The organism is Roseovarius nubinhibens ISM (assembly GCF_000152625.1).
Classification (GTDB): domain Bacteria; phylum Pseudomonadota; class Alphaproteobacteria; order Rhodobacterales; family Rhodobacteraceae; genus Roseovarius; species Roseovarius nubinhibens.
Genome location: NZ_CH724156.1, coordinates 2,534,602 through 2,557,374, shown reverse-complemented (window position 1 = coordinate 2,557,374; position 22,773 = coordinate 2,534,602). Strand labels below are relative to the sequence as shown.

Annotated in this window: 21 protein-coding genes, 1 tRNA gene and 2 rRNA genes (1 of these 24 only partly in view); 6 read left to right on the top strand and 18 right to left on the bottom strand. The window is 62.8% G+C overall.

Annotated elements, in window-relative coordinates; translation table 11 throughout:
• Position 1: 1 nt before the first annotated feature.
• From sdhC to ISM_RS12145, 6 genes are all read right to left on the bottom strand, one after another.
• Positions 2 to 349: a succinate dehydrogenase, cytochrome b556 subunit gene (sdhC, locus tag ISM_RS12170; RefSeq protein WP_009814473.1), complete on the bottom strand. Its 348-nt coding sequence runs from the start codon at positions 347 to 349 to the stop codon at positions 2 to 4.
• Positions 346 to 678, bottom strand: a complete 333-nt coding sequence (locus ISM_RS12165) for a succinate dehydrogenase (RefSeq protein ID WP_009814472.1) — start codon at positions 676 to 678, stop codon at positions 346 to 348. Before ISM_RS12165 ends, sdhC begins: the two co-directional genes overlap by 4 nt.
• A gap of 1 nt (position 679) precedes the next feature.
• Positions 680 to 1,435 carry a succinate dehydrogenase/fumarate reductase iron-sulfur subunit gene (locus tag ISM_RS12160; protein WP_050754143.1) on the bottom strand — a complete coding sequence of 252 codons (756 nt, stop codon included), beginning with the start codon at positions 1,433 to 1,435 and terminating at the stop codon, positions 680 to 682.
• 9 nt (positions 1,436 to 1,444) lie between these two features.
• Positions 1,445 to 2,977, bottom strand: a complete 1,533-nt coding sequence (locus ISM_RS12155) for a tripartite tricarboxylate transporter permease (protein WP_050754142.1) — start codon at positions 2,975 to 2,977, stop codon at positions 1,445 to 1,447.
• On the bottom strand, positions 2,974 to 3,477 hold the full coding sequence (locus ISM_RS12150; protein WP_009814469.1) for a tripartite tricarboxylate transporter TctB family protein: 504 nt from the start codon (positions 3,475 to 3,477) through the stop codon (positions 2,974 to 2,976). The genes ISM_RS12155 and ISM_RS12150 overlap by 4 nt, the downstream gene beginning before the upstream one ends.
• A gap of 113 nt (positions 3,478 to 3,590) precedes the next feature.
• On the bottom strand, positions 3,591 to 4,571 hold the full coding sequence (locus ISM_RS12145; protein WP_009814468.1) for a Bug family tripartite tricarboxylate transporter substrate binding protein: 981 nt from the start codon (positions 4,569 to 4,571) through the stop codon (positions 3,591 to 3,593).
• 211 nt (positions 4,572 to 4,782) lie between these two features.
• Between ISM_RS12145 and ISM_RS12140 the strand changes: the two genes are divergently transcribed.
• Positions 4,783 to 5,685, top strand: a complete 903-nt coding sequence (locus ISM_RS12140) for a LysR family transcriptional regulator (protein ID WP_009814467.1) — start codon at positions 4,783 to 4,785, stop codon at positions 5,683 to 5,685.
• A complete protein-coding gene (locus ISM_RS12135; protein WP_009814466.1) occupies positions 5,682 to 6,440 on the top strand; it encodes a sulfite exporter TauE/SafE family protein in 759 nt (252 codons plus the stop codon). The genes ISM_RS12140 and ISM_RS12135 overlap by 4 nt, the downstream gene beginning before the upstream one ends.
• A gap of 6 nt (positions 6,441 to 6,446) precedes the next feature.
• Here the strand turns inward: ISM_RS12135 and ISM_RS12130 are convergent, their stop codons facing one another.
• The 6 genes from ISM_RS12130 to ISM_RS12105 all read right to left on the bottom strand — a co-directional run bounded on the left by ISM_RS12130 (position 6,447) and on the right by ISM_RS12105 (position 11,669).
• Complete coding sequence (locus ISM_RS12130) at positions 6,447 to 6,641, bottom strand: hypothetical protein (protein ID WP_009814465.1); 195 nt, start codon at positions 6,639 to 6,641, stop codon at positions 6,447 to 6,449.
• 153 nt (positions 6,642 to 6,794) lie between these two features.
• A complete protein-coding gene (locus tag ISM_RS12125; RefSeq protein WP_009814464.1) occupies positions 6,795 to 7,874 on the bottom strand; it encodes a quaternary amine ABC transporter ATP-binding protein in 1,080 nt (359 codons plus the stop codon).
• Between the two features lie 10 nt (positions 7,875 to 7,884).
• On the bottom strand, positions 7,885 to 8,925 hold the full coding sequence (locus ISM_RS12120; protein ID WP_009814463.1) for an ABC transporter permease: 1,041 nt from the start codon (positions 8,923 to 8,925) through the stop codon (positions 7,885 to 7,887).
• Between the two features lie 92 nt (positions 8,926 to 9,017).
• Positions 9,018 to 9,986: an ABC transporter substrate-binding protein gene (locus ISM_RS12115; RefSeq protein ID WP_009814462.1), complete on the bottom strand. Its 969-nt coding sequence runs from the start codon at positions 9,984 to 9,986 to the stop codon at positions 9,018 to 9,020.
• Positions 9,987 to 10,068: 82 nt separating this feature from the next.
• Complete coding sequence (locus ISM_RS12110; protein WP_009814461.1) at positions 10,069 to 10,935, bottom strand: MBL fold metallo-hydrolase; 867 nt, start codon at positions 10,933 to 10,935, stop codon at positions 10,069 to 10,071.
• Complete coding sequence (locus tag ISM_RS12105) at positions 10,932 to 11,669, bottom strand: oxygen-binding di-iron domain-containing protein (protein ID WP_009814460.1); 738 nt, start codon at positions 11,667 to 11,669, stop codon at positions 10,932 to 10,934. Before ISM_RS12105 ends, ISM_RS12110 begins: the two co-directional genes overlap by 4 nt.
• 98 nt (positions 11,670 to 11,767) lie before the next feature.
• On the opposite strand from ISM_RS12105, the gene ISM_RS12100 reads away from it, so the two are divergent.
• The 3 genes from ISM_RS12100 (at position 11,768) to ISM_RS12090 (ending at position 16,842) form a co-directional block, all read left to right on the top strand.
• Entirely contained in the window at positions 11,768 to 12,709 is a 942-nt protein-coding gene (locus tag ISM_RS12100; RefSeq protein ID WP_156783380.1) for a LysR family transcriptional regulator, read from the top strand.
• A 435-nt stretch (positions 12,710 to 13,144) separates the two neighbouring features.
• Complete coding sequence (locus ISM_RS12095; protein ID WP_009814458.1) at positions 13,145 to 14,545, top strand: amidase; 1,401 nt, start codon at positions 13,145 to 13,147, stop codon at positions 14,543 to 14,545.
• A 263-nt stretch (positions 14,546 to 14,808) separates the two neighbouring features.
• Entirely contained in the window at positions 14,809 to 16,842 is a 2,034-nt protein-coding gene (locus tag ISM_RS12090) for an NADH:flavin oxidoreductase (RefSeq protein ID WP_009814457.1), read from the top strand.
• 96 nt (positions 16,843 to 16,938) lie between these two features.
• Here ISM_RS12090 and ISM_RS12085 read toward each other — a convergent pair whose 3' ends face one another.
• Together ISM_RS12085 and ISM_RS12080 are read right to left on the bottom strand one after the other, a co-directional pair.
• On the bottom strand, positions 16,939 to 17,826 hold the full coding sequence (locus ISM_RS12085) for a hypothetical protein (protein ID WP_217622872.1): 888 nt from the start codon (positions 17,824 to 17,826) through the stop codon (positions 16,939 to 16,941).
• A 56-nt stretch (positions 17,827 to 17,882) separates the two neighbouring features.
• Positions 17,883 to 18,587: a hypothetical protein gene (locus ISM_RS12080; RefSeq protein ID WP_156783378.1), complete on the bottom strand. Its 705-nt coding sequence runs from the start codon at positions 18,585 to 18,587 to the stop codon at positions 17,883 to 17,885.
• A gap of 121 nt (positions 18,588 to 18,708) precedes the next feature.
• On the opposite strand from ISM_RS12080, the gene ISM_RS12075 reads away from it, so the two are divergent.
• A complete protein-coding gene (locus ISM_RS12075) occupies positions 18,709 to 19,629 on the top strand; it encodes a hypothetical protein (RefSeq protein ID WP_156783377.1) in 921 nt (306 codons plus the stop codon).
• A 16-nt stretch (positions 19,630 to 19,645) separates the two neighbouring features.
• On the opposite strand, the gene ISM_RS12070 is transcribed toward ISM_RS12075, so the two are convergent.
• From ISM_RS12070 to ISM_RS12055, 4 genes are all read right to left on the bottom strand, one after another.
• Positions 19,646 to 20,269, bottom strand: a complete 624-nt coding sequence (locus tag ISM_RS12070; RefSeq protein WP_009814453.1) for a HEAT repeat domain-containing protein — start codon at positions 20,267 to 20,269, stop codon at positions 19,646 to 19,648.
• A 230-nt stretch (positions 20,270 to 20,499) separates the two neighbouring features.
• Positions 20,500 to 20,576 (bottom strand) — tRNA-Met (locus ISM_RS12065).
• 57 nt (positions 20,577 to 20,633) lie between these two features.
• A 5S ribosomal RNA gene (gene rrf / locus ISM_RS12060) occupies positions 20,634 to 20,748 on the bottom strand.
• Positions 20,749 to 20,835: 87 nt separating this feature from the next.
• Positions 20,836 to 22,773 (bottom strand): 23S ribosomal RNA (locus ISM_RS12055) (it continues 896 nt past the right edge of the window).

Genomic DNA, 22,773 nt, shown 5'->3' with positions numbered 1-22,773 from the left:
GTCAAATCGCCCTGAGAAAGAAGAGGCCCGAGATCAGGAACGCCCCGGCGAGAACGCTGGCCGCGAGGCTCTTTTGCGGCCCGGACCACGGCAGAAACTCGAGCGCGAGCAGGCGCAGACCGCCCAGCATATGCGCCGCCAGCAGGAAGACGAGGCCGAACTCGGCCAGCTTCACCAGAGGCAGATCGGCCCAGTGGAGAAACCCGTCGAGCCGCGCCGGATCGGTGAGCGCCAGCGACAGCACATAGAGATGCGCGGGCAGAAAGATCGCCAGCGCCAGCCCCGAAAAGCGATGCAGCGCATAGGCGAGCCAGAGCGGGTGATCGCGATGCGTCTTCATCCCCTTCATAGCCCCGTCACGGCCATCACGGCCCGTGCCCCCATGTAAATCACGCCAATGCCAAAGCCCCAGGTGATCGCGCCCAGCGACCAGCCCTTGAGGCCGAGCATTTCATGGGCAATGACCCGCAGGCCAATCGCCCCGTGGAGGCCCGCCGCCACGACGAACAGCCCGTAAAAGAGAAACCAGAACACCGATCCTTGGGTGCGCGACAGGATTTCACTGGCCGAGAGCCCGCCCTGAATCGCGTAGATCATCACCGCGATATGCACGAGAACAAAAGGCCCCATCGCCATCGCCGACAGGCGCTGCGCCATATAAAGCCGCATATCCAACATGTTACCGGCCCCCTTTAAAGAAGCGCTTGGCGCTGGCCCGTTTCAGCCCGGCAATCGCCGACAGCGGATCGAGCTCGTTCGGGCAATAGAGCGTACAGCTTCCCTGGCTGTGGCAATTGTGACAGCCCCCCGCCCCCGACACCCGGTCGAGCACCGCCTCGCGGTCGGCCTCTTTCGCGTCATTATAGAGCGTCCAGGCCCGTTGCAGCGCCGCCGGGCCAAGGTAATCGGGATTGCCCGCCACCGTATCACAGGAGGCGTAGCAGACCGAGCAGTTGATGCATTCAATGCCCGCATTGGCCTCGACCCGGCCCGGGGTCTCCGAGGTGATGACCGGCATCGGATCATGGCGGCTGGCGCTTGGGTGATGGTGCCCGCCCGCTTTGACCCATTTGTCGAAAAACGGGTCCATATCGGCGGCGAGATCCTTGATCACCGGCAGGTTGCGCAGCGGCGCGATGGTGAGGGCACCGCCTTCGGTCACCTTTTTCACATGGGTCCGGCAGGTCCAGCGCGGCTTGCCATTGACCATCATCGCGCAAGAGCCACACATCCCCACCCGGCAGGCAAACCGATAGGTGAGCGTCGGATCGGCATATTGCTGGATCCAGGACACCACATCGAGAATGGTCTGATTGTCCTGCTGTGGCACCTCGAACTCTTCATAGGCGCCGCCCTCAGCCGTGCCGCGCCAGACCGACACGCGCAGCACCGGTGTGGTACCCGTGGCGTCCTCGGACGGGGTTATCTTACGCATTGCGGTCATTTAGTCCTCACTTGTCTGTACCGGCTTGGCAGGCAGGCCCGGGAGGGTCTCGCCGCGCGCGGCCCGCAGGCCTGCGCGGATGATCGCCGCCACGGTGATCCCGGTGAGCGCCCAGAAGAACCAGGTGATCGGGCTGCTGAACAGGATGGCGGGCGAGCCGCCGGACATCAGCATGGCCTGCCGGAAATTGTCTTCGAGAAGCGGGCCGAGAATGAAGGCGATAAGGAAGGGGGCCGCCGGCACGTCATAGCGCGCCATCATGAACCCGACCCAGCCCATCGCGAACATCACGCCCACGTCAAAGAGGTTGTTGTTGACCGCATAGACGCCATAGACGCACAGGATCAGCACCGCCGGAAACAGCACCGCCCGCGGGATATCGGCCACCAGCCGAAAGCCCCGGATCGCAACCGACCCGACGAGAAACAGAAAGACCGAGCTCACGATCAGCCCGATGAAGAGCCCATAGATGATGTCCACATTCATCACGAACATCATCGGCCCCGGCTGCAGCCCGTGGATCATGAAAGCGCCCACGATGATCGCGGTGATCACGTCCCCCGGCACGCCAAGCGCCAAGAGCGGGATGAGCGTCGCACCTGCCACACCATTGTTGCCCGCTTCCGCCGCGGCCACACCTTCGACCTCGCCCTTGCCGAAATTGTCGCGGTCCGGCGATTTGCGGCGCGCTTCGGAATAGCTGAGAAAGGCCGAGGGCGCCGCGCCGATGCCGGGGATCGAGCCGAGGAACACCCCGATCATCGAGCCGCGCACAATGGATTTGAACGATTTGCGGTAATCGGCAAAGGTGACCCAGTTCTTGCCGAGCGACCGCGCCTGCCCGTCATGGGCCCCGGGGTTCCAGACCATCGACAGGATCTCGGGGATCGCAAAGAGACCGATGAGAACTGCGATGAAGTTGAGCCCGCCCATCAGGTTGGGATCGCCAAAGGTAAAGCGGTTCGTGCCATAGATGAGGTCGAGCCCCACGGTGGCCAGCAACAACCCCAAGAGCGCCGAAAGCGCGCCGCGCAGCAGGCTGTTGCCCGAGACACCGGCGATGATGGTCAGCGAAAAGAGGATAAGGGTGAAGAATTCGGGCGGGCGAAAGCTCAGCGCGAAACTGGCCAGCCACCCGGCAAAGAGAATGAGCGCAAGGTTGGAGATCAGATCCGCCGTGCAGCTCGCCCAGAGCGCCATGCCAAGCGCCCGGCCCGCCTCGCCCTTTTCGGCCATCGGATAGCCGTCGAGCACCGTCGCCGAGGAGGCGGGCGTGCCCGGTGTCTTGATCAGGATCGCCGGGATCGAGCCGCCGAAAATGCCGCCCTTATAGACGCCGAGCAGCAGCAGGATGCCGGTGATCGGCGTCATGGTGAAGGTAAACGGCAGCGTCAGCGCCACGGCCATCGTCGCCGACATGCCGGGGATCGCCCCGCCAACGACGCCAATCGCCACGCCGATACCCAATGCCAGAAAGGCCTCTACATTGCCGACCAGGGCCAGCCCGGCCATCAGACTGTCTAGGAAACTCATGGCAGCCTCACGAATTGGCCCTGCGGAATGGCCACACCGGCCACATGCGCGAAAAAGGCATAGAGAACGAGCGGCACGGCAATCGCGGCCACCAGGGTTGAGATCGGGATGCGCGGCTGCATGAGCAGCGCGGTCACCAAAAAGCCGATCATCGCGGTCCAGACCATGCCGAGACGGGGCATCAGCCACATCATCACGATCATCAGAACCGCCATTGCGGCAAGGCGCAGATAGGCATGGCGCGGCGTGTCGCCGCTGCGGCCGCGGGCGCCACTGTCGGGGGCCGCCGGATCGCGGTCCTCAGTGGCCACGCCCTTGTCGCGCCAGGAAAACAGGATGAGGCCAAGACCGGCGAGCCCGGTGAGCCAGGCCAGAACTTCGGGCCAGAACAGGGGTGAGAGCACGATTTTCGGCACGTTGCTGGGTGCGGAAACCCAGTTCGGGATGCCATAGACGAGAAGGATGATCGCCGCCAGAAGCGCGGTAATTCCCAATCTCATTTGCAGGACTTTATCTGTCATGGCTCTGCCCCCTCCCTTATGGGCATAGCTGTGGTGGTGGCCGGGCATTCTCTGCCCGGCCGGGCCTTTTCAGGCAGGTCGCGCAGCGGGGCTTAGCCCTCGACGCGCATCCCAAGCTTATCGACCAACGCGCGGAACGTGTTGTACTGGCCTTCGATGAACTCGCCGGTCTCTTCCGGCGACATCAGACGAATGACCGAGCCACGCTCTTCCATCGACTTCAAAAAGGTCTCATCCGCCACGGCCGTGGCCATCCACTCGCCCCATTTGGCCGCAACATCATCACCGAGGTCCTTGGGACCGGCGAGACCGGTCCAACCCACCAGCTGGTTGAGCTCGGGATGCCCCAGCGAGGCCGCCGTCGGCGCGTCAAAGCCCGGCACCGGTTCATCCGTGGTGACCATCAGCGGGCGCAGCTGCTTGTTGGCGACAAAGCTCGCCAGCGCCGAAGTGTTGGTGCAGACAAAGGTCGCCGTGCCGTTGAGCACCGCGGTCGCCGCCGCGCCACCGCCACGCTGCGGGATATGGGTCGCCACTTCGAGCGGGTTCTCGATCCCGAAAGCGTTGAGCACCATCGCGCCCGCCAAATGCAGCATCGAACCGACGCCAGAGGAGGAATAGCTCACGCCGCCCTCATTGGCCTTGGCGATGAGATCCTCCATCGATTTGATGTCCGAGCCTTCCGCGACCACACAGGCCACCGGGTTGATCTCATAGACCGCGACAAAGCGGAAATCATCGAGCGTATAGGGCAAGGTCGCCTTCATCGCCGGGCTCACCGAATGCGAGCCGACCCGCGCAAACAGCATCGAATAGCCATCGGGCGCCGCGTTCTGCACCACGACCGAACCGGTCGCGCCGCCCGCGCCGGTGACATTGGTCATGACCAGGGCCTGACCCACCGCATCGCCCAGCGGCTCGGCAATGGTGCGGGCCGAAATGTCGGTCGCGCCGCCGGCCCCGTAAGGAATAATCATGTTGATCGGCCGATCCGGATATTCCGCCAGTGCGGCTGTGCCGGTGACCAGTGCGGCAGCACAGGCCACGGCCGTTTTAAATGCATTCAGTTTCATTCGTCCTCCCTTGGCGACTCTCGCGCCTTTTGGCTGTACGGCCCTCCTCCCGCCCTCATCTCCCGACGGTAGAAAAACCTTGACAAAATCCTATGCGAAAGAAATCCTAAACAAAAATGAATTATCTTTAACTTTACTGAAAGCTTTACTTACACAGCTTTAGGTTGCCCGCCCTCTCACCGCAAAGTCCCTCCGCCCCATGTCCATCCGAATGCTTCGCACCCTCATCGCCGTGGCCGAACATGACACGTTCAGCGCCGCCGCCGACGCCGTGTTCATCTCGCACGCCGCCGTCAGCCAGCAGATGAAGGCGCTCGAGGCCGAGCTGGGGCTGCAACTCTTCGACCGCAATCGCCGCCCGCCCGAGCTCACCCCGACGGGCCGCGCCTTTGTGGCCAAGGCGCGCGAGGTGGTCGCGGCCTATGACAATCTCGTGCCTTCCGTGACCGAGGATGGCGGGCTCACCGGCGATCTGCTGCTCGGCACGGTGCCCACCGCGCTCGCCGGGCTGATCCCGCTCACCGTGTCCAACCTGAAACTGCGCTGGACGAGCCTGCATATCGCGGTCGAGCCTGCCCTCACCCGCCAGTTGATGTCCGCCACCCAGCGCGGCACGATCGATGCCTCCGTGGTCACCCGGCCCGTGGTGCTGCCACCCGGAATGGAGTTCGCCGCCATCGCCGAGGAAAAGATGGTGCTGCTGGCCGCACCCGGCACGCTCTCCGACGATCCCATACACCTCCTGCGGACCGAGCCATTCATCCGGTTCAGCCGCGACGCCGTGGTCGGTCAGATCATCGAACATTGGCTGCAAAGCCAAGGCATCAGCGTCAAGGAAACCATGGAGCTCGAAGGGCTCGAGGCCATTTCGAGCATGGTGCTCGCCAATCTCGGCGTCTCCATCGCGCCGCGGCGCTGTGTGTCGTCCCCGGTGGTGCTGCCCGTCAAACGCCTGTCGCTCGGCCCTGATGGGCCGACCCGCACGCTCGGCCTGTGCTGGCGCGCCGACAGCCCAAAGAAACGCGTGATCGAAGAAGTGCTCTCGGCGCTGTGCGAAGCCGTCGAAACCGGCTCGTTCGATCCGCTGCGCAATGTTGAAAAGGACAAGACATGACAGGCTGGACCATCGCCATGCTGCTCTGCGGGGCCTTCGCCGGCGGGTTTATCAACGGGCTCGCGGGCTTTGGCACCGCGCTCTTCGCGCTGGGCTTTTTCCTCAATGTCATGCCCCCGGTGCAGGCCGTGGCGGTGGTGGTCATCCTTTCGGTCGCCAGCGGGCTGCAAGGCCTCTGGCGGGTGCGCCACGACATCCACCAACAGCCCGCCCGCGTGCTGCGTTTCCTTTTGCCGGGCGTGATCGGCGTGCCGCTCGGCGTGGGGCTTCTGGCGATGATCGACGCCCAGACGCTGAAACTGGTAATCGCCGGGTTCCTCATCCTCTACGGCGGCTATTTCAGCTTTCGCAAGACGCTGCCCGTCTATGCGGACCAGACCCGCAAGACCGACGCCACCGTGGGCTTTATCGGCGGCATCCTCGGCGGCGCGGCCTCGCTCTCTGGGGCGCTACCGACCATGTGGTGCTCGATGAAGCCCTGGCCCAAGACAGAAACCCGCGCCGTCTTGCAAAGCTTTAACGTGGCCATCCTCGGCATCACCGCACTGCTGCTGGCCTGGCGCGGCGCCTACGACCGTACGACGCTCTTGATGATCCTCATCGCCCTGCCCTCGACCATGATCGCGGCACAGATCGGGCTGCATGTCTTCGGCAGGCTTTCGACCGATCTCTTCCGCCGCTTCTTGATCGGGCTCACCTTTGTTTCGGGCTCGATCCTGATGGCGCGCGAGCTCTGGGCGCTCGGGGCGGGCTGACGCGGCTCAGTCGTCGAGGTCCGGCTCGTCCGGCGTGGTGTTGAGATAGATCCGACCAATCGCCCGGACAAAAGGCAGGTTTACAAAGACCACGATCCCCGCCGCGATCAAGAGCCGCCCCATGATGCTCACCGGCATCGGCTCGGTCTCCTCCGCATAGAGCAGGATGATCACGGTGATCACCACGAACCAGATGGCCAAGAGCCTGAGATGACGCAAAACGGGCTGCGGTTGACCTGTCGACACCTGCCGCCCTTTCCGCTGCGATGTTTCCCGGCCACTATCCACCGCCCACCGCGCTCTGCAAGAGCAATTGACGCGCGAAGGCTCGGTTTCGCGCCACAGACGACGGCCCTATCCCATCGCCCGCTTGCCCGTGCGTGCCGGCACCAGCGCAGGGAGCAGCTCTGTCATGTCGAGCACGCCCAGCTGTCTGTCGCCCTCCATCACCCGGTACACTTTGCAGGTCTCGCCGCCAGAGAGGCTGATCAGGCTCTCAAGAGTGTCATCGGCGCGCACATCGCCGTCGAAGGGCCCGTCATGGCGTGCCACATCCGCCATGATCGACCGCACCCGCAGCACCCGGGCGCGGTTAATATCGCTCACGAAGTCCTCGATATAGGGGTCGCTCGGGTTGAGCAGGATATGCTGCGGCTCGCCCTGCTGGACGACATAGCCATCCTTGAGGATCACCAGATGATCGGCCAGTTTCAGCGCCTCGTCGAGGTCATGGGTGATGAAGATGATGGTCTTCTTCAAATCCTGCTGTAGCTCGAGCAGCAGATCCTGCATATCCGTCCGGATGAGCGGATCGAGCGCCGAAAACGCCTCGTCCATGAGCATGATCTCGGAATCTGAGGCCAGGGCGCGGGCAATGCCGACGCGCTGCTGCATCCCGCCCGAGAGTTGATGCGGATAATGATCCTCATAGCCCGCGAGCCCGACCCGCGCCAACCACTTGCGCCCCGCCGCGAGGATTTCGGGCCGCGCCGCCCCCCGCACGGTGAGCGCGGTTCCGGCGTTCTCGGCCACGGTGCGATGGGGCAGCAGGGCGAATTTCTGAAACACCATCGACATGGTGGTCTGGCGCAGCCTGCGCAGCTTTCGCTCGCCATAGCCGAGCACGTTTTCGCCATTCACCCAAACCTCGCCGGCACTCGGTTCGATGAGCCGGTTGAGATGGCGGATCAGGGTCGATTTCCCCGATCCCGACAGGCCCATGATCACCGTGATTTCGCCGGGTTGCATATCGATGTTGATGTCCTGCAAGCCGAGCACATGGCCATGGCATTTGAGCAGGTCCGTTTTGCCCACCCCGCCCAGCACCTGTTGCAGCGCATGGGCCGGACGCGGGCCGAAGATCTTGTAGAGGTTTCGGATCGAAACCTTGGGGGCCTGTGTGTTGGAGGCCTGTATCCTGGGGGCCTGTGTCATGCCTGCCTCTTCATTTCTGAGCTTCGTTGATGCGAGACAGGGCAGACTTGCTGACCCGGTCCAGAATGATCGCGATGAGCACGATACAGAAGCCCGAGACCAGCCCCACCCCGAGCTCCAGATTGCGGATGCCGCGCAGCACGAGCACGCCGAGCCCCGGCGCCGAGACGAGCGAGGCGATCACCACCATCGCCAGCGACATCATGATGGTCTGGTTGATCCCGGCCATGATATTGGGCAGCGCCAGCGGGATCTCGACGCCAAAGAGCTTTTGCCGCCGCGTCATGCCAAAGGCATCGGCCGCCTCGATCACATCGCGGTCAACCAAACGAATGCCGAGATCGGTGAGCCGGATCACCGGCACGATGGCATAAAGGATGATGGCAATCCCGTAGAGCTTAGATTCCGTGACGGAAAACAGAAAGATGAGCGGGATCAGATAGACGAAAGTCGGCAAGGTCTGCAGCATGTCGAGCACCGGGATCGTCCATTTCTGAAACCGGTCGCTCTTGGACATGAGAATGCCGATCGGCACGCCGAGACAGACACAGATCGCGGTGCAGACAAAGATGATCGACAGGGTCTGCACCGAATAGCTGTAATGGTCGATGAAGCCCAGAAAGAGAAAGCTGATGGCGACCAGAAGCACCATCCGCCACTGACGGCTGAGCAACCATGTCCCGAGCAGCAGAAGTGGGATCATGATGAACCAGGGCACCGCCTGAAACAGGGCCAGCGCGCCGTCGAGCGCCCAGCTGAGCGGTTGGGTCAGCGGGTCGAGCACAAGCTTGAGACTGTCCTTGACGCCGAGAAAGAGCTGTTCCACCCCGGCGGTCATCTCGCGGGTGCGCGGGATGCTCTGGCAGGCCTCATGCAGATTGTCGAGCGAGGGAAAGGGCGTCGCCAGAAACGGGACCGGCGCATCGGCCGCCGTGCCGCCGCCCTTCTTGGCCAGCAGTTCGGCCATGGTCATCGGCCCGCCGCTGCCGCCCGTCTCTCCGCACCAGTCGCGCAGCCCGACCTTGTCGAACATCGCATCGTAATAGGCCATGCCATTTCCTCAATTTCTGTTGCCGTTCACCTGTGGCGCACCGGCGGGCGACGGGTTGCCCCCGCGCCCGCCGGTCCCCCGTCAGCCCCCTATCAGGGAATCAGGGCCGCGAGGTTTTCGCGTGCCGCGTCATTCACCCAACCCGCCCAGATGTCGGAATTGTTGGACAGGAACCAGACGGCCGCCTCTTCGCTCGACGCGCCATTTTCTTCCTGCCAGGCGAGGATCGCGCCCATCTGATCATTGGTGAAACTCAGATTGCTCAGCATCTCGATGATCTCGGGGTTTTCCTCGGCAAAGCCGGGCGTCACCGCGGTGATCACCCGCGCCCGCGGATAGGGCGATTTGCCGACGTTTGCACAATCGGCCTTGGAGTTGCAGGCATGGATATCGGCGTCAAACTCGCCCAGATCGACCATCACCATGGGAAACTTGCCCAGCACCGAGGTCGGCGCCCAGTAATAGCCGAACCACGGTTCCCTATCCGCATAGGCGGCGGCGATGGAGGTGGCGAGCGTCTCGCCCGAACCATGGGCAAAGACCTCGATCCCGTTGCCCTCGAGATCCCAGGCCTTGGCGAGCGAGCTGTCGACAATCGCCGCCGCCCAGCCATCGGGAGACCGGTGAAACCGCCCGCCCACCAGATCGGGATTGGCGAGAATGCCCTCGATGGTGGTCACTTCGGGATGCGCCTCGGCGAGGTATTGCGGCACCCACCAGCCCTCTTGCCCGCCATCCGAGAGCACCTCTGTCAGTGTGCGCACCGTGCCTTGCGCCTCGAGCTTGGCATAGTTCGGCAGGCTCGAGAGCCAAAGCTCGGTCAGGATGTCGGGCTCTCCGGTCTCGGAGACCGAGGTGACAGCCGGCACCGTCGACGAGGGCACAACTGTCACCGCGCAGCCATAGCCCTGCTCCATGAGAAAGGTCGCCACGGTGGTGACGACCGAGGCCGAGGCCCAGTTCATCTCGGTGATCGAAACCTCGCCACACTCGGCCTGCGCGATCGAGGCCGAACCGAGAAAACCAATTACACTCAAAGTCGCTAGATTGATCTTGGTCATGTCTTACTCCCTGGTGGTGTGTTTTCCGCCCCTTGCGGCGCGGTTTCTTTGGGGAGGCGCCGCCCGGGGGCAGCGCCCGGTATCAGTGGACGATCCCATAGTCGCGAGTGACCGCCACGCGCATCGCTTCGCGCAATGCGCCGAGATATTGGGGCAGGTTCTCGCGGATCACATTGGTGTGACTCGGCGCGAAAATCCGGATGTCATATTTGTCGTAGAACCGGTCGATGGCGGCGACGACCTGATCGGGATCGGCCCAACGCAGCCAGGCAAAGACCACGCAATTGGTGATCGAGACGTCATGCCCGAACCGCTCGGCCGAGTAACCGACCTCTTCCATCTCATCCATGAAGCGGAAGCACTGATGCTCGTTATGGGCATTGAGGGCCCAATCCACCGGGCACAGAAACCCGGTGTTATGCTCATAGATCCATTGCGTCAGCGCGTGATCGACAAAGAGCGGTTCGATGATCTCGATACTGTGCTGGCCAAGCTCGACCCGGTCGCCATAGTCGAGCTGTTTGGCATCGCCCAGCCCATGCACCTCGTAATGGTCATGCCCGCCCACGGTGAGCACCTCGACCTCCGGATAGGCGCGGCGGATGGCGGCGGTATTTGCCGCATGGGGCAGCTCGGTATGGCTGATCCAGAGGTAATCGAGCCGCCGGTCGCCCAAGAGATCGGCCAAGGCCTCGAGCACCGTCTTGTGCTGGGCCGGGCCGAGCGTGTCGATCAGAAATGTCTTGTCATCTAGGAACAGGTAAGAGCTGTAGATGATGTCATTGGCCTCGGGATCGAACTTGGGGTTCACCCGCGCGAAATCGCTGGCAAAACCCCGGTTGAGCCGCGCCGCCTCGGCCCCGGCACAATGGCAGATCCAGTAGATATTCGGCGTGATCTGACGCACGCCCACGCGGTCGGCACCGCTTCCATAGACTTTCGTGCTCATTGGCAGGTCTCCTTGATGGCTTGGCTGAAACGGTCGCGGCAGCGGTCAATGTCCTGCCGCATCGCATTGCCATGGGTGGGGGCGATGACCCGCACATCGCGCTTGTCGAAGACCTGATCTATCTCGGCGAGAAGCTTGGCCCCGCTCACCTGCGGCAAAAAGCGAAAGGCGCTCTCGTGGTAGCGTCGCAGCCATTCCACCTCGACCCGCAACTCGTCATCGAATTTGAGATCGGCCTCACCGGGATAGAGATAGCCAAAGGCATCTGCGGTGAAGAGCGTGCCGCTTTGGGCGTCATACATCCAATGGGTGCCCGGCTGATCCTTCAGGATCCCGTCGAGAAAGGAGATATGCCGCCCGCCATAGATCTCGTCGGTGCCGGCATAGCCATAGAGCACCTGCTCTTCGCGCACCCACCAGGGCAATTCGACATGCGGCAGGATCGCGCTCGACGCGACAAGCTTGGTCTCGGGCCAGGCCTCGAGAATGGCTTGGATATTGCCGGTATGGGGCAGCTCGGTATGGGTGAGAAAGACATAGCCCGGCGCGACATCCCCGAGCAGCGTCTTGAGCTCCTCCATGATCGCCCCGCGGTGGATATGCGACCCGGAATCGAACAGCAGCGGGCAGCCGTCATTCAGCAGCACATAGACCCTCACCGCCTCGTGCCAGCCATCGCGGCCCGCCACGCTCTCACCAATCTGGTAGAGGTCGTCCCTCACATGTCTCAACATTCTTGCCCCCGGCGCATTTGCCATTTCTGGCTCATTTGTCAGGGCGGCACGGCAAAAACTCCATTGCCTTTTGCGTGGATTTTCATATCAATTCTGATATGGATAAATCTGGCCGAAACCTCCCCTCCATCAGCGCGCTCGCGGCCTTTGAACGGGTGGCGCAGCTGGGCAATGTCACCCGCGCCGCCGAAGAGCTGAACACCTCCCAAGCCGCCGTTAGCCGCCATATCCGGCGGCTGGAGGCCGATCTAGGCGTGGCGCTTCTGGGGCGCAGTGGCAGAGGTATTTCGCTCACCGCTGCCGGGGCCGTTTATGCCGATGAGGTCGCACAGGTCCTGGCCCGCCTGCGCCGCGCCGGGGAAACCGTTTCGGCCAATCGCAACGAGCTGGTCATCGCCTGCACCCATGAAGTATCACATTTGATATTGATGCCGCGCTATGGAGAGCTGCGCAAAGCGCTCGGGCCACAGGCCCATATCCGGGTGGTGACCTGCGAATACCCGGCCATTCCCGCGATGATCGATGCCGGGGCCGACATCGTCTTTCACTATAGCCGCCGCCGCCCCGCAGGGCTCGCCGCGCAGATCGCGGTGGAGGAAATCCTGCCCGCCGCCGCGCCGGATTTTATCGCCGAACACGGGCTCGTCGACCATGATGACCTCAGCCGCTGGCAACACCTGCCCCGGCTCTGCCTGACCAAGGCCAATTCCGGCTGGGCCACCTGGCAGGACTGGTTCGACGCCCGCTCCCTCGCCCTGCCCGACGCGCCCGAACAGCAGTTCGACAATTACGTCTACGCGCTCGAGGCCGCGACACGGGGCGAAGGCACGGTCCTCGCCTGGCGCGGCTTTGCGGATGGCTACCTGCGCACCGGGCAATTGGTCCCGCTCAGCGCGCATTGGGTCAAGAGCGGCGCCACGCTCTATGCCGTGGCCTCCCCCAATGGCCGCGAAAAGAAGCTGACCCATAAATGTATCAAGACCCTGTCGCGCCTCACCCGACCGGCCCCGATCCCCCTCGCGGCGCAGGCCGACGGCTGACCGCTCGACCTGCGCGCTTGGCACACGCGCCCTGATGGCGGGCATTGTTCTGCGGCCGGGCACCGAGAACGCCTGTTTTAACGACCTACCCCACCACAGAATATGCGCCTACCAAAGCATGTCCACATGCAACAATCGCCCAAATGTATTCAATGCAAAAGCCATTGTATACAAGGTGGGCGAAATATGTTTTACTGCCATGAAAGATTCTGTTGCCAATAGCGCCGTGGGGAAACCTTTGACCCGACCGAATGACATCTCCCCCACATGCGGCCCGCAGCGCGCGGCGGCCTCCTCCCCCATCGCCCTGCCCCTCTCACACAGGCCCAAACACGGACCCGAACACGGGGCTGCGTGATCCCCATGCCGCCCCATCTGACACCTCAAACCCATAGGAGTGCCCCCGTGACAGATAAAATGAATGAACTTTGCCGTATGACCGCGACCGAAGCTGTCGCGCGGTTGCGCCGTCGCGAGCTGAGCCCGCTGGAGCTGGTCGAAGCCTCGATCGAGCGGATCGAAACCGTTGACACCGAGGTTAACGCGCTGCCGATCCATTGCTTTGACCAAGCCCGCGAAGAGGCGCGCAACTTTGATGCCGACGCCCATAAGGACAATCCCAAATCGCTGCATGGCCTGCCCATTGCCGTCAAGGATTACAATGATGTTCGCGGTGCCGTGACCACCTATGGCTCGCCGATCTTTGCCGATAATGTCGCCGAAAAATCCGATGCCACGGTCCGGCAGCTCGAGGAGAACGGCGCCATCACCGTGGCCAAATCCAACGTGCCCGAATGGGCGGGCGGCAACACGTTCAACCCGGTCTTCGGCGCCTCGCGCAACCCTTGGGACCTGCGGATGAGCGTCGGCGGCTCTTCCGGCGGCTCGGCGGCGGCCTTGGCCAGCGGCTCGGTCTGGCTCGCCACCGGCAATGACCTCGGCGGCAGCCTGCGCACACCCGCGGCCTTCAACGGCATCGTCGGCCTGCGCCCCGGCCCGGGCCGCGTGCCGCGCGGCTCGCGCCTGCCCCCGATGGACACGCTCTGGGTCGAAGGCCCGATGGCGCGCAATGTCGATGACCTCGCGCTGATGCTCGATGCCGGGATCGGCCAGCAGGCGGATGACCCGCTTTCCTTCGACCAGACCGGCACCTCCTTTGTCGCGGCCCTCACCGAGACCGGCATGCCCGAGCGCGTGGCCTTCAGCCCGGACCTCTCCATCGTCTCCATGGAAAAGGAAATCGCCGAAATCTGCGGCGGCGCGGCCACGACCTTTGGCGATCTTGGCGCCGATGTCACCGATGACATCCCCGATTTCACCGGTGTCCTCGAGGCGTTTCAGACCCATCGCGCGGTGCTCTTCGCCACGCTGATGGAGCCGATTCTCGCCCAGCACCGCGACCGGATCGCGCCGGAAATCATCGGCAATATCGAACGCGGCCTGAACATCACCCCCTCGCAGATTTTCGAGGCCGAGCGGGTGCGCGCCGAGCTCTACAAAAAGATGGTCGCCTTCTTTGACACCCATGATCTCTTGATCTGTCCGGCGGCCTCCATCGCGCCCTTCCCGGTCGAACAGCGCTATGTCACAGAAATCGACGGCAAGCCCTGCGAGACCTATATCGATTGGTTCTCCATCACCTTCGCTCTGACCATGACCGCCTGCCCCACCATCAGCGTGCCCTGCGGCTTTACCGCCTCCGGCCTGCCGGTCGGCGTGCAGATCGTCGGCAAACCACGCGGCGAGGCGGCCTTGCTCCGCGCCGCCCGCCGGTTCGAAGAGGCCTTGGGCATCGCCAAACAGCTGCCGATCAACCCGCGCGCCAAAGGCGCCTGATCCAACCCCATCACGGACCCTGCGCCGGACATGCCATGGCGCAGGATCGACAAGACCAACCCGCGACGCGCGCCACGTAGCGCGTCGCGAAACCCTCTCTGGATGTCGCGGCCACAGAGGTGCGCCCCCCCGTTTGCCGATCTCATGGGCCAGGTCTGAAGAGTGTTCGGCGAGACATCGGCCACATTCTCGGACAGAGTGATCCCGCACCGACCAAGACACCGACCGAACAACCGCCCAAAAGATTGGCCAAGAGACCGCGCATGAAACCCGATCCGCTGCTGACGCCCTTCCAACTGCGCCACCTGACCCTGCGCAACCGGATCATGAGCACCGCCCACGCGCCGTCTTACGAAGAAGGCGGCCACCCGCGCGACCGCTACCGCCTCTATCACGAGGAAAAGGCCAAGGGCGGAATCGGCCTCACCATCATCGGCGGCTCGACCAACATCGCCCCCGACAGCCCCTCGGTCTTTGGTCAACTCTATGCCGGCGATGACAGCATCATCCCGTGGTTTCAAAAGCTCACCGATGGCGTGCATTCGCATGGCGCGGCGGTGATGTGCCAGATCACCCATATGGGCCGTCGCACCGCTTGGGACGATGGCCACTGGCTCCCGGTCGCGGGGCCTTCGGTGACACGCGAACGCGCCCATCGCTCGATCCCCAAGGCCATGGAAGCCGAAGACATCCGCCGCATCATCGCCCAGTTCGCCGCGGCCGCCAGACGCTGTCAGCAAGGCGGGTTCGACGGGATCGAGCTGCTGTCCCATTCGCATCTTCTGGGGCAGTTCCTGTCGCCCCTGGTGAACCAGCGCGACGATGACTACGGCGGCTCTTTGGAGAACCGCCTGCGTCTGACCCTGCAGGTGATCGAGGCGGTGCGCGAGGCCGTCGGCCCGGATATGATCCTCGGCATGCGTGTGACCGGGGATGAGCTCACCGCAGGCGGGCTGACGGCTGATGATTGCGTGACCATCGCCCAGCAAATCTCGGCCACCGGCGCGGTGGATTTCCTCAACATCCTCGCCGGCGCCCCCTATGACGACCTCGGCCTCGCGGGTTGGGTGCCGCCCATGGGCCTGCCCGCCGCCGCCCATCTGAGCGTCGCAAGCCGCATCCGCCGCGCCGTCGATCTGCCCATTTTCCACGCTGGCGGCATCGCCGACATCGCCACCGCCCGCCACGCCGTCGCCGAAGGCCATGTCGATCTCATCGGCATGACCCGCGCCCATATGGCCGATCCCTATCTGGTCGCGAAACTCGCCCGCGGCGACGAGACCCGCATTCGCCCCTGTGTGGGCTTGGGCTATTGCGTCGACCGTGTGAATCAGGGCAAGGCCGCCGTCTGCGGCCACAACCCCGCCACCGGGCGCGAGGCCTTGATGCCGCATGTGATCGCCCCCGCGCCCGCGCCCCGCAAGATCGTGGTGGTCGGCGGCGGCCCCGGCGGGCTCGAGGCGGCGCGTCTCTGCGCCCTACGCGGCCATCAGGTGGTGCTCTTTGAGGCGAGCGACCGTCTCGGCGGCCAGCTCAAGCTCGCCAGCAGCGGCATGACCCGCCGTCAGATCTGGGGCGTCGCCGATTGGCTCATCGAGGAGGTGACTCATCTCGGCGTCGCGCTGCGGTTAAACCACTATGCGGAAGCCGATGACATCCTCGCCGAGACCCCGGATGTGGTGCTCCTCGCCACCGGCGGCTGGCCCGACACGCCGCATTTCGACGGTGCCGCGCTCAGCGTCTCGAGCTGGGACGTCCTCTCCGGCGAGGCGCGGCTCAGCGGCGAGGTCCTACTCTTTGACGAGCTGGGCGATCACCCCGCCCTCACCTGCGCCGATGTGCTCGCCCGTAAAGGCTGCACCGTGTCCCATGTCACCCCCGACCGCGCCACCGCGCAGGATCTCGGCCCCACCAATTCCGCCGTCGCCCTGCGCGATCTGGCCCGACAAGGCGTGACATTTCACTGTTTGCAAGACATCACCGCCATCCGCCAAGAGGGCAATCGCAAAGAGGTCACCCTGCGCCATGTGCTGACCGGGGACACGAGCACGCGGCTCGTCGATCATGTGGTGATCGAACAGGGCACCGTCCCGATGGATGCGCTTTACCATGATCTCAAACCGCAGGCGCGTAACTTGGGCCAAGTGGATCAGGACGCGCTGCTCGAGGGCCGCGCGCCGCTCATCCCGCTGCAGGACGGGGGCAGCTACCTGCTCGCCCGCCTCGGCGATGCCATCGCGGGTCGCAACATCCATGCGGCGCTCTATGACGCCCTGCGCCTCTGCAAGGATCTCTGAGGCTGGTACGTTCTGGCTGGAATACCCCCTGCCCCAAAAACGCCAAAAGCCCCGCGACTGCGGGGCTCTTTCGACCTCAGGCTTGCCATCAGCGCCTCAACTCTTTCGCGTTGCCCGTTCCAGCAAGGGCAGCAATAGCGGCGCCAGCAGCGAAAACAGCAGCGACAGCGCCAGTAGGCTTGAACTCGCCGCGGCCCGCTCGACCCAGGACGGCTTGATCAGCAACACCCTGTCCCGCCCAGCATAGGCCAGCTCCAACCGGCTGTTGGCCTCCGCCCCCGTGGCCACCACATGCAGCCCGGCCATCTCGTCATGATCGACCGAGATCGAGGCCATCACCGTGTTGCGGTATTGATCCGACCGCCCGTCGATCCGCGCCCCCTCGCAGGTCTGGAAAAACAACGGGCTGCAAATGATCTGGAGCTGATCGCCGCGCCGGATCTCGCCATCGCGGGTGATTTCCGGGGACCAGCCAATCCAGCCGCTGACCAGCCCTTGTTCATAAATCGCATAGGACCCGTCGAGCACATAGCCCGTCGCGCCCGCGCTCATCTCCTGCCCGAGCAAGAGATAGCCGGAAAAGGCGAGCGCCCCGTTGCGCGCCGCATCCGCCCAGCTCACCCGGAGGGTTGTCCCCGCAGGCCAGCTCTCCGCCTCTGTCAAAAGCCGAATGCTCATCCTCTCCGGGGTCCAGTTCAGAACCAGCCGCTGATCGCGCGGCCAGACGACGGGCCCATCGATTGTGCCCGCGACTGTCTCGCCATCGCCGCAGGGCGGTGTTGCCGCCGCCTCGACATCCGCCGACGGGACACAGACCGTCGCCCCGGTCAGATCCCAAGCCAGCGGCTCTGACGTCAGTTCGACCTGCGCCGAGAGGGTGCGCGCCTGCAATTGGATCGTGCGGCTGGGCGACACCAGAATGAGCACCGTCGCCAGAACGAGGAAGGCGATCATGCTCCGCGCCGTGGCACTGCCCCCGACCATCTTTCCGAAATTGCGCCGAAGCGCCGCGATCAACGGTCTGTAGCTGCCAGACGCCGTCATGGCAGCTCGACAAACAGGGTTTCGGGCCGCCCGCGCCGCCCGTCCTTCACCGGGACAAGCCGGATCTTCATCCTGCCCGTCTCGGGCGGTCTCGGCACGACACAGATCCGGTCAAAGGCCACGGTGATGTCGGCGCTGATCTCGGTGCATTCCACCGGCGCGCCGGTGCCGGGAATGGCGACAAGCCGATCCGCGTCAAAGCTGTTCACCAGCAGCGTAAAGCTCTCCGCCCGGCCCGACGCCCGCCAGAGCGCCAGCCCCGCCGCCGTCTCCTCGGTCACCTCGTCACAGGGCGCTTGCAGAATGCGGATGCCAAACCCTTCCGGCGCGGTCTGGGCGAGCTTATCGGGAAAACGGGTCATCATCACATGCGGCACGGTCACCGGCTGCGACGTGTTCTGCGGCGCGCGATAGGTGTTCTCGCTGTCATAGAGCCCGTCAGAGCTGCTGGTGCGCACGCAGAACTCCTTGCCGGCCCAGTCGCTCGGGACAATGGCGTGCAGCTCCGCCGCCGCATCACTGCCGATCACCTGCAGCCCCATGACCCGCGCCCCGCCGGTATTCGCCGCCGGGCGTAGATTTTCCTGAAAGACTTCCGACAGCAGCTCGGCCTGCTCCGCAGTTGCTTGGCCCGGGAAACTAGGTGACAATAAGACGCTCACGCTCAGCGCCAAAGCCAAGGGTTTCATGATCAAATTCATCTTCGTCCCCCTCGCTGCCTTCGTCATCACGACCAGTGCTTGGGCCCAGGCCGTCAGAATCGACGCAGCCTCCGACGGCCAAGGGTTTATGGTTAAGGATAATGGCATCTGTTGGGTTCTCATGCCAAGCCATTTGCTCGACGCCTTTGGGCAGATCGAGGTCGAGACCTCGCCCGCGCCCTCCGTCTATGGCAGCGGCGAGGCCTATCCCGATTTCTGGGAGGGCATGGATTTCGCCATCGGCGTTGTGGGTCAGGCGGCGGGACGCACCGCCTGCACCGCAGAGCTCGGCATGATCATGCAGACCCGCAAGACCGCCGGCGCTGTCCTGCGCGGCGATCTGCGCTTTGTCGAGCCCGGCGGCGGCGTCACCCAGCGGCCGATGCGGATCGTCGACACGCTCGACCACAAGACCTTTGTTGCCGAATTCGAAGACCCCGATGACCGCGCCTTCCAAGGCCTGTCCGGCGCGTTTCTCTTTGCCGACGAGCTGCCCGTCGGCATGGCGATCCAGAGCCCGGACGGCAGCCAGCGCATGAGCTTCATCCGGATCGAAGAGCTGGGTTTCGCGACGCGCCGCTGGCTTGCCGGCCGCGCCCGCGCCGTGACAAGCGCCGCGACTGAGACCGTGGCTCAGCCCGAAGAGGGCCAGCATGAATTGCGCCTACTGGATTATCAGACGCAGGCCCTCACCCCCGACGCCAGCCCGGAAAACCTCGCGACCCGCAGCGGCCCCTATCGCTTTGAATTTACCGGTCGCACCACCTTGGTCTTTGGCGTGGGCGATGGCGAGGCGGTCGGCGTGAGCCGCGTGCGTATCCGGTCGCAGGCCGACGCGGCCAAACCGCTGGCCATTCGCGTGATGATCGACCCTTCGGCAGCAGGCGGAAACCCACAGCGGTTCGACCGCGGTGAAATGACCCCGACCGGCAGTTTCGACAGCGGCAAGAAATCCGAACGCTTCGCCCGCCGGGTGATCGTGACCATCGACAGCGTTCAGGGCTCCGGGCCGGTGCAGATCGACAGCGTCGAGGTCTATTGACCCGGACCGCCCAGACTCACGGTTTGACCGGGACCGTCACCGGCACCGACGGCCTGATATTGGCCACCTGAAGCATGCCGACAAGATTGCCCTCGGCATTCAACGTCATCGAGGTCCACCGGCTCCACAGGTTCATCGACACATTGCTTTCGCTCAAGGTGAGCAGGCAATAGCTCGCATTCACGTGGAAATCGTAACAGCCGTTTTCCGCATCAAAGCCACCGACCTTATAGGATAAAAACGCCGTCCCAGACGTATCCACCGTGCCGCTTTGCTGGTTGATTGCCGAGGTCAGGTTCTCCCGATCCAAGGACGAGCCATCGATGTAAATATTCAGGATCGGCCCGGTGTCCAGATAGGCTTTCAGCGCCGCCTTCCGGACCCCCGGGCTGGTGCTGGTCAGCCCATGCTGCAACGCCATGCGGCTGATCTGCGCATCATCCAATCCGATCATGATCTGCATCGCCGCCAGCGACCGATCCGGGTCCGGATCGTTGAGCAATTCAGCATATTCGTCGACGCTGCCCATGCGCTCATCCACCATCGCGGCAATCTCTGCCGCCGACAGCGATTGCGCCTGGCCACTCCCCACCATGGTGAACAGCGCCAAAACACTTGCGAAAAACCGACCGAGTTTCATCAGAAATTCCCCTACCGCATGACCCTCTCCAGCCTATGCGCAGGTCTTTCAACCAGTCAATCCGCTTCCGCCTGCGCCGCCACCGCCGATCCCACGCCTGCAAAACACCCCCAACAGGGGAGTTAACGGCCTGAAATCAGGTCATCGAGGAGGCACCAGCGTGATCCAATGGAAGGAATACCCCCCCAAACGCCGAAAGCCCCGCGGCTTGCGGGGCTTTTTCGGTGTTTTGGTTGCGGGAGTAGGATTTGAACCTACGACCTTCAGGTTATGAGCCTGACGAGCTACCGGGCTGCTCCATCCCGCGACAGGGGTGTTTGTTCGATTTTGTTTGTATTGAGAGATACTTGAGGAACTTTTCTAGGTTTGGCGGTGACCTACTCTCCCACGACTTAAGTCGCAGTACCATCGGCGCGACAGCGCTTAACGGCCGGGTTCGGGATGGGACCGGGTGTTTCGCTTGTGCTATGACCACCAAACCGAGGAAAGTTCCTGAGTACCAAGTCAAGTACGCATTGTGTGTATGCTTTTGATTTTGTTCTGTAATAGTCTTGCTATTACTGGATCAAATCAAGCCTATCGGACAATTAGTACCGGTCAACTGAATGCATTGCTGCACTTACATCTCCGGCCTATCGACGTGGTGGTCTACCACGGTCCTCAGGGATACCTTGTTTTGAGGGGGGCTTCCCGCTTAGATGCCTTCAGCGGTTATCCTGTCCGATCATAGCTACCCTGCACTGCTGCTGGCGCAACAACAGGTCCACCAGTGGATCGTTCACCCCGGTCCTCTCGTACTAGGGGCAACTCCTCTCAAGTATCCTACACCCACGGCAGATAGGGACCGAACTGTCTCACGACGTTCTAAACCCAGCTCACGTACCTCTTTAAACGGCGAACAGCCGTACCCTTGGGACCTGCTCCAGCCCCAGGATGAGATGAGCCGACATCGAGGTGCCAAACACTGCCGTCGATATGGACTCTTGGGCAGTATCAGCCTGTTATCCCCGGCGTACCTTTTATCCGTTGAGCGATGGCCCTCCCACTTGGGACCACCGGATCACTATGGCCGTCTTTCGACTCTGCTCGACTTGTCAGTCTCGCAGTCAGGCTGGCTTCTGCCATTGCACTCAACGAGCGATTTCCGACCGCTCTGAGCCAACCTTCGCGCGCCTCCGTTACGCTTTAGGAGGCGACCGCCCCAGTCAAACTACCCACCACGCAGGGTCCCGGATCCGGATAACGGACCGCGGTTAGACTTCAAGCAGAACAAGAGTGGTATCTCAAGGATGGCTCCCCAGAAACTGGCGTCTCTGGTTCAAAGCCTACCACCTATCCTGCACATGTTGTGCCTGAAGCCAGTGCGAAGCTGTAGTAAAGGTGCACGGGGTCTTTCCGTCTAACCGCGGGAAGCCTGCATCTTGACAGGCAATTCAATTTCGCTGAGTCGATGTTGGAGACAGCGGGGAAGTCGTTACGCCATTCGTGCAGGTCGGAACTTACCCGACAAGGAATTTCGCTACCTTAGGACCGTTATAGTTACGGCCGCCGTTTACCTGGGCTTCAATTCGGAGCTCTCACCCCTCCTTTTAACCTTCAGGCACCGGGCAGGCGTCAGACCCTATACGTCGTCTTGCGACTTCGCAGAGCCCTGTGTTTTTAGTAAACAGTCGCCACCCCCTGGTTTGTGCCCCCAGCCAATACTTGCGTAGAAACTGGGCCTCCTTCTCGCGAACTTACGGAGGTATTTTGCCGAGTTCCTTCAACATCGTTCTCTCAAGCGCCTTGGTATGCTCTACCAGTCCACCTGTGTCGGTTTAGGGTACGATCTCATGATGGAGCTATTTCCAGGGACTGATTAGCGGCCCACCCAATCCAATAAGGGTGAACAACCTTCACAATCCGTCACTTCCATCTGGCCCAGGAATATTAACCTGGTTCCCATCGACTACGCCTTTCGGCCTCGCCTTAGGGGTCGGCTTACCCTGCTCAGATTAGCTTTAAGCAGGAACCCTTGGACTTTCGGCGAGAGTGTCTCTCACACTCTTTGTCGCTACTCATGTCATCATTCTCACTAGTGATCTCTCCACGGGATCGCTCACGCGCCCGCTTCATCGAAAGCTCCTCTCCTCCAATGCACCCCGAAGGATGCTAAGGAGGAATGGAACTATGTCACACTACGCTCTGCTACCAGTGCTATGCACTCCTCGGCTTCGGCTCATGGCTTGAGCCCCGTTACATCTTCGCCGCAAGACATCTTATTTAGACCAGTGAGCTGTTACGCTATCTTTAAAGGATGGCTGCTTCTAAGCCAACCTCCTGGTTGTTTTGGACGTCTCACCTGCTTTCCCACTTAGCCATGAATTGGGGGCCTTAGCCGGAGGTCAGGGTTGTTTCCCTCTCCACTACGGACGTTAGCATCCGCAGTGTGTCTGCCATCTAGTACTTCTCGGTATTCGGAGTTTGGTTAGGATCAGTAAGCCTGTGGGGCCCCATTACCCATC

What these genes read in the sequence shown, in the direction of transcription:
- sdhC (WP_009814473.1), bottom strand. Translation starts at nt 349, where the DNA reads ATGAAGGGGATGAAGACGCATCGCGATCACCCGCTCTGGCTCGCCTAT.
- ISM_RS12165 (WP_009814472.1), bottom strand. Translation starts at nt 678, where the DNA reads ATGTTGGATATGCGGCTTTATATGGCGCAGCGCCTGTCGGCGATGGCG.
- ISM_RS12160 (WP_050754143.1), bottom strand. Translation starts at nt 1,435, where the DNA reads ATGCGTAAGATAACCCCGTCCGAGGACGCCACGGGTACCACACCGGTG.
- ISM_RS12155 (WP_050754142.1), bottom strand. Translation starts at nt 2,977, where the DNA reads ATGAGTTTCCTAGACAGTCTGATGGCCGGGCTGGCCCTGGTCGGCAAT.
- ISM_RS12150 (WP_009814469.1), bottom strand. Translation starts at nt 3,477, where the DNA reads ATGAGATTGGGAATTACCGCGCTTCTGGCGGCGATCATCCTTCTCGTC.
- ISM_RS12145 (WP_009814468.1), bottom strand. Translation starts at nt 4,571, where the DNA reads ATGAAACTGAATGCATTTAAAACGGCCGTGGCCTGTGCTGCCGCACTG.
- ISM_RS12140 (WP_009814467.1), top strand. Translation starts at nt 4,783, where the DNA reads ATGCTTCGCACCCTCATCGCCGTGGCCGAACATGACACGTTCAGCGCC.
- ISM_RS12135 (WP_009814466.1), top strand. Translation starts at nt 5,682, where the DNA reads ATGACAGGCTGGACCATCGCCATGCTGCTCTGCGGGGCCTTCGCCGGC.
- ISM_RS12125 (WP_009814464.1), bottom strand. Translation starts at nt 7,874, where the DNA reads ATGACACAGGCCCCCAGGATACAGGCCTCCAACACACAGGCCCCCAAG.
- ISM_RS12120 (WP_009814463.1), bottom strand. Translation starts at nt 8,925, where the DNA reads ATGGCCTATTACGATGCGATGTTCGACAAGGTCGGGCTGCGCGACTGG.
- ISM_RS12115 (WP_009814462.1), bottom strand. Translation starts at nt 9,986, where the DNA reads ATGACCAAGATCAATCTAGCGACTTTGAGTGTAATTGGTTTTCTCGGT.
- ISM_RS12110 (WP_009814461.1), bottom strand. Translation starts at nt 10,935, where the DNA reads ATGAGCACGAAAGTCTATGGAAGCGGTGCCGACCGCGTGGGCGTGCGT.
- ISM_RS12105 (WP_009814460.1), bottom strand. Translation starts at nt 11,669, where the DNA reads ATGTTGAGACATGTGAGGGACGACCTCTACCAGATTGGTGAGAGCGTG.
- ISM_RS12100 (WP_156783380.1), top strand. Translation starts at nt 11,768, where the DNA reads ATGGATAAATCTGGCCGAAACCTCCCCTCCATCAGCGCGCTCGCGGCC.
- ISM_RS12095 (WP_009814458.1), top strand. Translation starts at nt 13,145, where the DNA reads ATGACCGCGACCGAAGCTGTCGCGCGGTTGCGCCGTCGCGAGCTGAGC.
- ISM_RS12090 (WP_009814457.1), top strand. Translation starts at nt 14,809, where the DNA reads ATGAAACCCGATCCGCTGCTGACGCCCTTCCAACTGCGCCACCTGACC.
- ISM_RS12085 (WP_217622872.1), bottom strand. Translation starts at nt 17,826, where the DNA reads ATGGTCGGGGGCAGTGCCACGGCGCGGAGCATGATCGCCTTCCTCGTT.
- ISM_RS12080 (WP_156783378.1), bottom strand. Translation starts at nt 18,587, where the DNA reads ATGAATTTGATCATGAAACCCTTGGCTTTGGCGCTGAGCGTGAGCGTC.
- ISM_RS12075 (WP_156783377.1), top strand. Translation starts at nt 18,709, where the DNA reads ATGCCAAGCCATTTGCTCGACGCCTTTGGGCAGATCGAGGTCGAGACC.
- ISM_RS12070 (WP_009814453.1), bottom strand. Translation starts at nt 20,269, where the DNA reads ATGAAACTCGGTCGGTTTTTCGCAAGTGTTTTGGCGCTGTTCACCATG.